General features: G+C 49.1%; 13 protein-coding genes. 12 read left to right on the top strand and 1 reads right to left on the bottom strand.

All coding sequences use genetic code 11. From position 1 onward, the window contains the following. The first annotated feature begins 66 nt into the window (after positions 1-66). The 11 genes from fkpA (at position 67) to bfr (ending at position 8,264) form a co-directional block, all read left to right on the top strand. Positions 67-885, top strand: coding sequence for an FKBP-type peptidyl-prolyl cis-trans isomerase (gene fkpA, locus HV127_RS04515; protein WP_182235109.1), 819 nt, complete (start codon positions 67-69; stop codon positions 883-885). A 166-nt stretch (positions 886-1,051) separates the two neighbouring features. Next, the gene (locus tag HV127_RS04510) at positions 1,052-1,774 is read left to right on the top strand and encodes a transcriptional regulator (RefSeq protein ID WP_110275001.1); all 723 of its coding nucleotides are present in this window, start codon (positions 1,052-1,054) and stop codon (positions 1,772-1,774) included. Then, on the top strand, positions 1,774-2,160 hold the full coding sequence (gene tusD / locus HV127_RS04505; RefSeq protein WP_181484674.1) for a sulfurtransferase complex subunit TusD: 387 nt from the start codon (positions 1,774-1,776) through the stop codon (positions 2,158-2,160). The genes HV127_RS04510 and tusD overlap by 1 nt, the downstream gene beginning before the upstream one ends. Continuing rightward, positions 2,160-2,519 carry a sulfurtransferase complex subunit TusC gene (tusC, locus tag HV127_RS04500; RefSeq protein WP_112214738.1) on the top strand — a complete coding sequence of 120 codons (360 nt, stop codon included), beginning with the start codon at positions 2,160-2,162 and terminating at the stop codon, positions 2,517-2,519. Before tusD ends, tusC begins: the two co-directional genes overlap by 1 nt. A 7-nt stretch (positions 2,520-2,526) precedes the next feature. Beyond that, complete coding sequence (tusB, locus tag HV127_RS04495; RefSeq protein WP_182235108.1) at positions 2,527-2,814, top strand: sulfurtransferase complex subunit TusB; 288 nt, start codon at positions 2,527-2,529, stop codon at positions 2,812-2,814. Positions 2,815-2,938: 124 nt separating this feature from the next. Next, positions 2,939-3,313, top strand: coding sequence for a 30S ribosomal protein S12 (gene rpsL, locus HV127_RS04490; protein ID WP_110275007.1), 375 nt, complete (start codon positions 2,939-2,941; stop codon positions 3,311-3,313). A 95-nt stretch (positions 3,314-3,408) separates the two neighbouring features. Further along, on the top strand, positions 3,409-3,879 hold the full coding sequence (gene rpsG / locus HV127_RS04485; protein ID WP_004106370.1) for a 30S ribosomal protein S7: 471 nt from the start codon (positions 3,409-3,411) through the stop codon (positions 3,877-3,879). A 96-nt stretch (positions 3,880-3,975) separates the two neighbouring features. Continuing rightward, on the top strand, positions 3,976-6,090 hold the full coding sequence (gene fusA, locus HV127_RS04480; protein ID WP_110275009.1) for an elongation factor G: 2,115 nt from the start codon (positions 3,976-3,978) through the stop codon (positions 6,088-6,090). Positions 6,091-6,160: 70 nt separating this feature from the next. Continuing rightward, positions 6,161-7,345: an elongation factor Tu gene (gene tuf / locus HV127_RS04475; RefSeq protein WP_110275011.1), complete on the top strand. Its 1,185-nt coding sequence runs from the start codon at positions 6,161-6,163 to the stop codon at positions 7,343-7,345. A 174-nt stretch (positions 7,346-7,519) separates the two neighbouring features. Continuing rightward, positions 7,520-7,714 (top strand): bacterioferritin-associated ferredoxin, encoded by a 195-nt coding sequence (gene bfd, locus HV127_RS04470; protein ID WP_110275013.1) that lies wholly within the window; start codon positions 7,520-7,522, stop codon positions 7,712-7,714. A 73-nt stretch (positions 7,715-7,787) separates the two neighbouring features. Then, the gene (gene bfr / locus HV127_RS04465) at positions 7,788-8,264 is read left to right on the top strand and encodes a bacterioferritin (protein ID WP_110275015.1); all 477 of its coding nucleotides are present in this window, start codon (positions 7,788-7,790) and stop codon (positions 8,262-8,264) included. On the opposite strand, the gene HV127_RS04460 is transcribed toward bfr, so the two are convergent. After that, on the bottom strand, positions 8,248-8,724 hold the full coding sequence (locus HV127_RS04460) for an A24 family peptidase (protein WP_182235107.1): 477 nt from the start codon (positions 8,722-8,724) through the stop codon (positions 8,248-8,250). The two genes, bfr and HV127_RS04460, sit on opposite strands and share 17 nt — an antisense overlap. 377 nt (positions 8,725-9,101) lie before the next feature. On the opposite strand from HV127_RS04460, the gene rpsJ reads away from it, so the two are divergent. Further along, positions 9,102-9,413: a 30S ribosomal protein S10 gene (rpsJ, locus tag HV127_RS04455; RefSeq protein WP_001181005.1), complete on the top strand. Its 312-nt coding sequence runs from the start codon at positions 9,102-9,104 to the stop codon at positions 9,411-9,413. The last annotated feature ends 5 nt before the right edge of the window (positions 9,414-9,418 follow it).

Here is a 9,418-nt window from a genome sequence, read left to right as displayed (position 1 = left end):
TCTATAGTACGTTTTTTGCTTTTTACGATAACCCTGGGGTGAGATGCCCCGGCCCTGGAGAAATGGATGAAATCACTGTTTAAAGTAACGCTGCTGGCGACCACAATGGCCGTCGCCATGAATGCACCGCTGACCTTTGCTGCTGATACCGCAGCGAAAGCAGCACCTGCAACGGAAAGCAAATCGGCATTCAAAAATGACGATCAGAAATCTGCTTATGCGCTGGGTGCATCACTGGGACGTTACATGGAAAACTCCCTGAAAGAACAAGAAAAACTGGGTATCAAGCTGGATAAAGACCAGCTGATCGCCGGCGTTCAGGACGCTTTTGCCAATAAGAGCAAACTGTCCGATCAGGAGATCGAACAGACTCTGCAGACATTTGAAACTCGTGTAAAAACTGCTGCTCAGCAGAAAATGGAAAAAGACGCATCTGAAAACGATGCAAAAGGTAAAGCTTACCGCGACACCTTTGCTAAAGAGAAAGGTGTGAAAACCTCTAAATCCGGCCTGCTGTATAAAGTTGAGAAAGCCGGTACTGGCGATGCGCCTAAAGATAGCGATACTGTCGTCGTAAACTACAAAGGTACGCTGATCGATGGTAAAGAGTTTGATAACTCCTACACCCGTGGCGAGCCGCTATCCTTCCGCCTGGACGGCGTTATCCCTGGCTGGACAGAAGGTCTGAAAAATATTAAGAAAGGCGGGAAAATTCAACTGGTTATCCCACCGGACCTGGCTTACGGAAAAACTGGCGTTCCGGGAATTCCTGCGAACTCCACGCTGGTCTTTGATGTAGAGCTACTGGATATCAAACCGGCACCAAAGGCTGATGCCAAGCCTGAAGCTGCCGCAGAAGCACCGGCCGCTGACGCCAAGAAGTAATCTGGTTTAAGCCGCCGCCTTTACAGGCGGCGGTTTTTTTATTGAGGGCAAATATAATTAAAACTGGCAAGAACCTCAGACGCTGTATTACTTTAGATAGATTAATAATGATGATGAGCCTGCCCTGACAATAACGACAGGCTCCTGAAAAGGAGTGCTTTTTTTCATGTCCAGGTCGCTTTTAACCAACGAGACCAGCGAGCTTGATTTGCTGGATCAACGTCCTTTTGACCAGACCGACTTTGATATCCTCAAATCCTATGAAGCGGTGGTGGACGGGTTAGCGATGCTCATCGGTTCCCACTGTGAAATCGTACTGCATTCGTTGCAGGACTTAAAATGTTCCGCTATCCGTATCGCCAACGGTGAACATACTGGCCGTCAAATCGGCTCGCCAATCACTGACCTTGCGCTGCGTATGCTGCACGATATGACCGGGGCCGATAGCAGCGTTTCCAAATGCTATTTTACTCGCGCCAAAAGCGGCGTGCTGATGAAGTCGGTCACGATTGCAATTCGCAACCGTGAACATAGGGTTATTGGCCTGCTGTGCATCAACATGAACCTCGATGTGCCGTTCTCGCAAATAATGAGCACCTTCATTCCGCCTGAAACGACGGAAGTGAATTCGCAGGTCAACTTTGCCTCATCGGTAGACGATCTGGTTGCGCAGACGCTTGAGTTCACTATCGAAGAGGTGAATGCCGATCGTAACGTTTCTAACAATGCTAAAAACCGCCAGATAGTCCTGAATCTTTACGAAAAAGGCATCTTTGACATCAAAGATGCCATCAACCAGGTTGCCGATAGGTTGAATATCTCTAAACACACGGTGTATCTCTACATTCGTCAGTTTAAAAGCGGAGATTTCCAGGGGCTGGATAAGTAATGCGCTTTGCGATTACGGTGACGGGGCCTGCTTACGGTACGCAGTTGGCCAGTAGCGCATTGCAGTTTGCCCATGCTGTTTTGCAGGAAGGCCATGAACTGGTCAGCATCTTTTTCTATCGCGAAGGTGTTTATAATGCAAACCAGCTATCAGCACCGGCTAGCGATGAGTTTGATCTGGTTCGTGCATGGCAATCGTTACATGACGATCACGCTGTTTCCTTGCATATCTGCGTGGCCGCGGCTTTGCGTCGAGGAGTTGTGGATCAACAGGAAGCACAACAGCTGGGATTACCAGCCTGTAATTTACAGCCTGGATTTACGCTGAGCGGATTAGGTGCGCTGGCGGAAGCCGCGTTAACCTGCGACCGGATGGTACAGTTCTGATGAAGCGCGTAGCTTTTGTTTTTTCCTCTACTCCTCACGGCTCAGCATCCGGCAGAGAAGGGTTGGATGCACTGCTTGCAACATCCGCTCTGACGGAGGAAATCGGTGTATTCTTCATCGGAGATGGCGTGTTCCAGTTACTTCCGGGACAGCGGCCCGCAGCGGTGCTGGCACGCGACTATATCTCTACCTTCAAACTTTTATCACTCTACGATATTGAGCAATGCTGGGTATGTGCGGCTTCTGCACGTGAGCGCGGCCTGAATTCTTCGACGCCATGGATCGTAGATGCCGAGTGGCTGGAGCCAGAGGCTTTACGAACCCAGCTTGACGATTTTAACGTGATACTGCGTTTTTGAGGTTCGCATGCTCCACACATTAAGCACATCTCCCTGGCATGCAGATACTGCGACAATGCTTCGTTTTACAAAAGAAGGAGACGATCTCCTGCTGATGTCTGATGGCGTCGTCGCAGCAGTTGCCGGGAGTCGCTTCCTTGAAATTCTGCAATCTGCCCCCATAACCATTCATGTTCTGCAAGAAGATATCGAAGCCCGTGGGCTGGGTGGTCAAATTGCGGACAGTGTCGTCAGGCTTAGCTATACTGATTTCGTCAGACTTACAGTCAAACACCCTGGGCAATTAGCCTGGTAATGGCGGGATCGTTGTATATTTCTTGACACCTTTTCAGCACCGCCCTAGAATTCTGCGTCCTCATATTATATGAGGCGATTTATTACATGTTTACGAAGCAAAAGCTAAAACCAGGAGCTATTTAATGGCAACAATTAACCAGCTGGTACGCAAACCACGCGCACGCAAAGTTGCAAAGAGCAACGTGCCTGCGCTGGAAGCCTGCCCGCAGAAACGTGGCGTATGTACTCGTGTATATACTACCACTCCTAAAAAACCGAACTCCGCACTGCGTAAAGTATGTCGTGTTCGTTTGACTAACGGTTTTGAAGTTTCTTCATATATCGGTGGTGAAGGCCACAACCTGCAGGAGCACTCCGTGATCCTGATCCGTGGCGGTCGTGTAAAAGACCTTCCGGGTGTTCGTTACCACACCGTTCGTGGTGCGCTTGACTGTTCCGGCGTTAAAGACCGTAAGCAAGCACGCTCCAAGTATGGCGTGAAACGTCCTAAGGCTTAATGGTTCTCCGTTAAGTAAGGCCAAACGTTTTATATTAATGTCAAACTAAACTCTTTGAGTTTTGGACAATCCTGAATTAACAACGGAGTATTTCCATGCCACGTCGTCGCGTCATTGGTCAGCGTAAAATCCTGCCGGATCCTAAGTTCGGATCAGAACTGCTGGCTAAATTTGTCAATATCCTGATGGTAGATGGTAAAAAATCTACTGCAGAAGCAATCGTATACAGCGCGCTGGAGACCCTGGCTCAGCGCTCTGGTAAAAATGAACTGGAAGCTTTCGAAGTCGCTCTCGACAACGTGCGCCCGACTGTAGAAGTTAAGTCTCGCCGCGTTGGTGGTTCTACTTATCAGGTACCAGTTGAAGTCCGTCCGGTTCGTCGTAATGCCCTGGCAATGCGTTGGATCGTTGAAGCTGCTCGTAAACGTGGTGATAAATCCATGGCTCTGCGTCTGGCGAACGAACTCTCTGATGCTGCGGACAACAAAGGTACTGCAGTTAAGAAACGTGAAGACGTTCACCGCATGGCAGAAGCCAACAAGGCGTTCGCGCACTACCGTTGGTAATCCCTTCGGAGTCATAGTCACCAGGCGGGCGCTTCAAGTAAGTCGCCCGTTTTGGATAACTTAACTGAACGCCTAAAGAAATAAACGAGGAATCAAATGGCTCGTACAACACCCATCGCACGCTACCGTAACATTGGTATCAGTGCGCACATCGACGCCGGTAAAACTACTACTACCGAACGTATTCTGTTCTACACCGGTGTAAACCATAAGATCGGTGAAGTTCATGACGGCGCTGCCACCATGGACTGGATGGAACAGGAACAGGAACGTGGTATCACTATCACTTCCGCAGCGACTACTGCATTTTGGTCTGGTATGGCTAAGCAGTATGAGCCGCATCGCGTAAACATCATCGACACCCCGGGGCACGTTGACTTCACAATCGAAGTAGAACGTTCCATGCGTGTTCTTGATGGTGCGGTAATGGTTTACTGCGCAGTTGGTGGTGTTCAGCCGCAGTCTGAAACCGTATGGCGTCAGGCAAACAAATATAAAGTTCCACGCATTGCGTTCGTTAACAAAATGGACCGTATGGGTGCGAACTTCCTGAAAGTTGTTGGTCAGATCAAATCCCGTCTGGGCGCGACTCCGGTTCCGCTGCAGCTGGCAATTGGTGCTGAAGAGCATTTCACTGGTGTTGTTGACCTGGTGAAAATGAAAGCCATCAACTGGAGCGAAGAAGACGCAGGTGTAACCTTCACTTACGAAGATATTCCAGCTGACATGCAGGACCTGGCCGAAGAATGGCACCAGAACCTGATCGAGTCCGCTGCTGAAGCTTCTGAAGAGCTGATGGAGAAATACCTGGGTGGTGAAGAACTGACTGAAGAAGAGATCAAAGTAGCTCTGCGTCAGCGCGTTCTGAACAACGAAATCATCCTGGTAACCTGTGGTTCTGCGTTCAAGAACAAAGGTGTTCAGGCGATGCTGGATGCGGTAATTGATTACCTGCCATCCCCGGTTGATGTACCTGCGATCAACGGTATGTTGGACGACGGTAAAGATACTCCTGCTGAACGTCACGCTAGCGATGATGAGCCGTTTGCTGCTCTGGCATTTAAAATCGCGACCGACCCGTTTGTAGGTAACCTGACCTTCTTCCGCGTGTATTCCGGTGTGGTTAACTCTGGTGACACCATCCTGAACTCCGTGAAAGCAGCACGTGAGCGTTTTGGTCGTATCGTTCAGATGCACGCTAACAAGCGTGAAGAGATCAAAGAAGTTCGCGCGGGCGACATCGCTGCAGCTATCGGTCTGAAAGACGTAACTACGGGTGACACGCTGTGTGATCCAAACGCGCCGATCATTCTGGAGCGTATGGAATTCCCTGAGCCGGTAATCTCTATCGCGGTTGAACCAAAAACCAAAGCTGACCAGGAAAAAATGGGTCTGGCTCTGGGCCGTCTGGCTAAAGAAGACCCTTCTTTCCGCGTATGGACTGACGAAGAATCTAACCAGACTATCATCGCCGGTATGGGTGAGCTGCACCTCGACATCATCGTTGACCGTATGAAGCGTGAATTCAACGTTGAAGCGAACGTTGGTAAACCTCAGGTTGCTTACCGTGAAGCGATTCGCGCGAAAGTTACCGATATCGAAGGTAAACACGCTAAGCAGTCTGGTGGTCGCGGTCAGTATGGTCACGTCATTATTGACATGTATCCGCTGGAGCCGGGCTCTAACCCGAAAGGTTACGAGTTCATCAACGACATCAAAGGTGGTGTAATTCCTGGTGAATACATCCCGGCCGTTGATAAAGGTATCCAGGAGCAGCTGAAAGCTGGTCCTCTGGCTGGTTACCCGGTAGTTGACCTGGGCGTGCGTCTGCACTTCGGTTCTTACCACGACGTTGACTCCTCCGAACTGGCGTTTAAACTGGCCGCTTCTATTGCCTTTAAAGATGGCTTTAAGAAAGCGAAACCAGTTCTGCTTGAGCCGATCATGAAGGTTGAAGTAGAAACTCCGGAAGAGAATACTGGTGACGTTATCGGTGACCTTAGCCGTCGTCGCGGTATGCTGCGCGGTCAGGAATCCAACGTGACTGGCGTTGTGATTCACGCTGAAGTTCCGCTGTCTGAAATGTTTGGATATGCAACTCAGCTGCGTTCTCTGACCAAAGGTCGTGCTTCTTACTCTATGGAGTTCCTGAAGTATGATGATGCGCCGAATAACGTTGCTCAGGCCGTAATCGAAGCCCGTGGTAAATAAGCCGCAGGGTTAAAACCAAAGTCCCGTGCTCTCTCCTGAAGGGGAGAGCACTATAGTAAGGAATATAGCCGTGTCTAAAGAAAAATTTGAACGTACAAAACCGCACGTCAACGTCGGTACTATCGGCCACGTTGACCATGGTAAAACTACTCTGACCGCTGCAATCACTACCGTACTGGCTAAAACCTACGGCGGTGCTGCTCGCGCATTCGACCAGATCGATAACGCGCCGGAAGAAAAAGCTCGTGGTATCACCATCAACACTTCCCACGTTGAATATGACACCCCGACTCGCCACTACGCACACGTAGACTGCCCGGGCCACGCCGACTATGTTAAAAACATGATCACCGGTGCTGCGCAGATGGATGGCGCGATCCTGGTTGTTGCTGCGACTGACGGCCCGATGCCGCAGACTCGTGAGCACATCCTGCTGGGTCGTCAGGTAGGCGTTCCGTACATCATCGTGTTCCTGAACAAATGCGACATGGTTGATGACGAAGAGCTGCTGGAACTGGTAGAAATGGAAGTTCGTGAACTTCTGTCTCAGTACGATTTCCCGGGCGACGACACTCCGATCGTTCGTGGTTCTGCACTGAAAGCGCTGGAAGGCGAAGCAGAGTGGGAAGCGAAAATCATCGAACTGGCTGGCTTCCTGGATTCTTACATCCCGGAACCAGAGCGTGCGATTGACAAGCCGTTCCTGCTGCCTATCGAAGACGTATTCTCCATCTCTGGCCGTGGTACCGTTGTTACCGGTCGTGTAGAGCGCGGTATTGTTAAAGTTGGCGAAGAAGTTGAAATCGTTGGTATCAAAGAGACTGCGAAGTCTACCTGTACCGGCGTTGAAATGTTCCGCAAACTGCTGGACGAAGGCCGTGCTGGTGAGAACGTAGGTGTTCTGCTGCGTGGTATCAAACGTGAAGAAATCGAACGTGGTCAGGTACTGGCTAAGCCGGGTTCAATCAAGCCGCACACCAAATTCGAATCTGAAGTTTATATTCTGTCCAAAGATGAAGGCGGCCGTCATACTCCGTTCTTCAAAGGCTATCGTCCGCAGTTCTACTTCCGTACAACTGACGTGACTGGCACCATCGAACTGCCGGAAGGCGTAGAGATGGTTATGCCGGGCGACAACATCAAAATGGTTGTTACCCTGATCCACCCAATCGCAATGGACGACGGTCTGCGTTTCGCAATCCGTGAAGGCGGCCGTACCGTTGGCGCGGGCGTTGTTGCTAAAGTTCTGGGCTAATTATTAGTTCTGAATTAGAAAAGGGCGCTTAGGCGCCCTTTTTGCTGTCGACTATTTGAGTTAACGAGGGAAATTGTTTACAGAAATTAGTTCAGGCGTATATTTAATAAACAGGCTATTGTAATCATAACTATTCTCATTTACACTTTGCATATAAGTTGAACGGGAGTCTGTATGTACGTTTGTCTGTGTAATGGTGTAAACGATAAAAAAATTCGTCAGGCTGTGCGTCAATTCCACCCCCAGTCTTTTCAACAACTAAGAAAATTTATTCCCGTTGGAAATCAATGCGGTAAGTGCATTCGCGCAGCTCGAGAAATTATGGAGGATGAATTAACCCGCATGCCAGAATATCAAGAGATTGCCTAAAGCCCCCCTGCTTTTTTTGACATCTCTATAGGTCGAACTACGCTTCAATAAGTGGAAGCGGAGGGACTATATAATGAAAGGTGATGTCAAAATCATAACTTATCTCAATAAATTATTGGGAAATGAGCTTGTCGCAATTAATCAATACTTTCTCCACGCGAGAATGTTTAAGAATTGGGGCCTGATGCGCCTCAACGATGTCGAATACCACGAATCCATTGATGAAATGAAACATGCCGATAAGTATATCGAGCGTATTTTGTTTCTCGAAGGAATCCCTAACCTGCAAGATCTTGGCAAACTGCGCATCGGCGAGGATGTCGAGGAGATGCTGCAATCTGATTTACGGTTGGAACTGGAAGGGGCTAAAGATTTGCGAGAAGCTATTGCCTATGCCGATAGTGTCTATGACTACGTCAGCCGCGATATGCTAATTGAGATCCTTACAGACGAAGAAAGCCACATTGATTGGTTGGAAACTGAGCTCGACTTAATCGGTAAAATTGGCCTACAGAATTATCTTCAGTCACAAATTAAGGTGGCGGACTAATAAGCGTCTGCCATCCACACCAAAGACCCGCTGCTGCCAGAAAAGGGCCAAAAGGCAGCGGGTTGTATAATACCTGCCTTTTTCTTCCCGCTATGATCTTCATCCCAAGTGTGACACATGCGAGTATGGTTGCAATAAGCACTAGTTGAGGTAATACGCTCCATCCATGCCAGGCCCCAAGAGCGGCCAGAAATTTAACGTCACCGTAACCGATGCCTTCATATCCGCGCAGTCCTCTGTATAACCAGTAGATAGTAGCAAAGGACACATAGCCAGCGATCGCCCCCCATACTGCGCTTGAAAGAGTACTTTCTGATAAATATAGATGATAAAGCAAACCAACCCAGAGTAGGGGGCAGGTAAATCGATCTGGAAGCAGACCACTTCGGTAGTCGCACCAACAGAGCATGAGTGATAACCCACAGTACAAAATAATAAATATTGAGGAAGTGACGAACATGGATAGTTCCTGTGATATGGCTGTAGTAGTGAGGGTGCTGAGAAGTCGTTCATGTAGCAAAGGCCAATAATGTGCAATGGAAGTAGCCATCAGATGTATTTGCCTGCATTTCACAGCGTTGCTGAACATGATGATCCCTGCTCTCAGAAGCCAGTGATGAATTACTAGACAATGCTTGCGTTGCGGCTGAATTTGCGTATAATGCGCGGGCCTGTCAAAGTTGACGGCCGGTTCGATATGAACCCTGATAGCGAAACTGGCTATCAAACAATGTTCCCAATTGGGGAACTATGTAAGAACGGTTACACTCTCCCATCAATCGTAATGGGTATGAGGAGTAACCATTTCGTCTATAAAATAATTGGAGCTCTGGTCTCATGCAGAACCAAAGAATCCGTATCCGCCTTAAAGCGTTTGATCATCGTCTGATCGATCAATCAACCGCGGAAATCGTCGAGACTGCTAAGCGCACTGGTGCGCAAGTCCGTGGTCCGATCCCGCTGCCGACCCGCAAAGAACGTTTCACCGTTCTGATCTCTCCGCACGTCAACAAAGACGCGCGCGATCAGTACGAGATTCGTACTCACAAGCGTCTGGTTGACATCGTTGAGCCAACTGAAAAAACCGTTGATGCTCTGATGCGTCTGGATCTGGCTGCCGGTGTAGACGTGCAGATCAGCCTGGGTTAATCAGG

Source organism: Klebsiella sp. RHBSTW-00215, assembly GCF_014103785.1.
Classification (GTDB): domain Bacteria; phylum Pseudomonadota; class Gammaproteobacteria; order Enterobacterales; family Enterobacteriaceae; genus Klebsiella.
Note: the sequence above shows the minus strand (reverse complement) of the source record. Positions and strands in the feature narration are given on the sequence as shown.

Bases quoted from the DNA above. Each gene is read 5' to 3' on its own strand.
- HV127_RS04510 (WP_110275001.1), top strand. From the start codon at position 1,052: ATGTCCAGGTCGCTTTTAACCAACGAGACCAGCGAGCTTGATTTGCTG.
- bfr (WP_110275015.1), top strand. From the start codon at position 7,788: ATGAAAGGTGATGTCAAAATCATAACTTATCTCAATAAATTATTGGGA.
- HV127_RS04460 (WP_182235107.1), bottom strand. From the start codon at position 8,724: ATGTTCGTCACTTCCTCAATATTTATTATTTTGTACTGTGGGTTATCA.
- tusC (WP_112214738.1), top strand. From the start codon at position 2,160: ATGAAGCGCGTAGCTTTTGTTTTTTCCTCTACTCCTCACGGCTCAGCA.
- tusB (WP_182235108.1), top strand. From the start codon at position 2,527: ATGCTCCACACATTAAGCACATCTCCCTGGCATGCAGATACTGCGACA.
- bfd (WP_110275013.1), top strand. From the start codon at position 7,520: ATGTACGTTTGTCTGTGTAATGGTGTAAACGATAAAAAAATTCGTCAG.
- fkpA (WP_182235109.1), top strand. From the start codon at position 67: ATGAAATCACTGTTTAAAGTAACGCTGCTGGCGACCACAATGGCCGTC.
- tusD (WP_181484674.1), top strand. From the start codon at position 1,774: ATGCGCTTTGCGATTACGGTGACGGGGCCTGCTTACGGTACGCAGTTG.
- rpsJ (WP_001181005.1), top strand. From the start codon at position 9,102: ATGCAGAACCAAAGAATCCGTATCCGCCTTAAAGCGTTTGATCATCGT.
- rpsL (WP_110275007.1), top strand. From the start codon at position 2,939: ATGGCAACAATTAACCAGCTGGTACGCAAACCACGCGCACGCAAAGTT.
- fusA (WP_110275009.1), top strand. From the start codon at position 3,976: ATGGCTCGTACAACACCCATCGCACGCTACCGTAACATTGGTATCAGT.
- rpsG (WP_004106370.1), top strand. From the start codon at position 3,409: ATGCCACGTCGTCGCGTCATTGGTCAGCGTAAAATCCTGCCGGATCCT.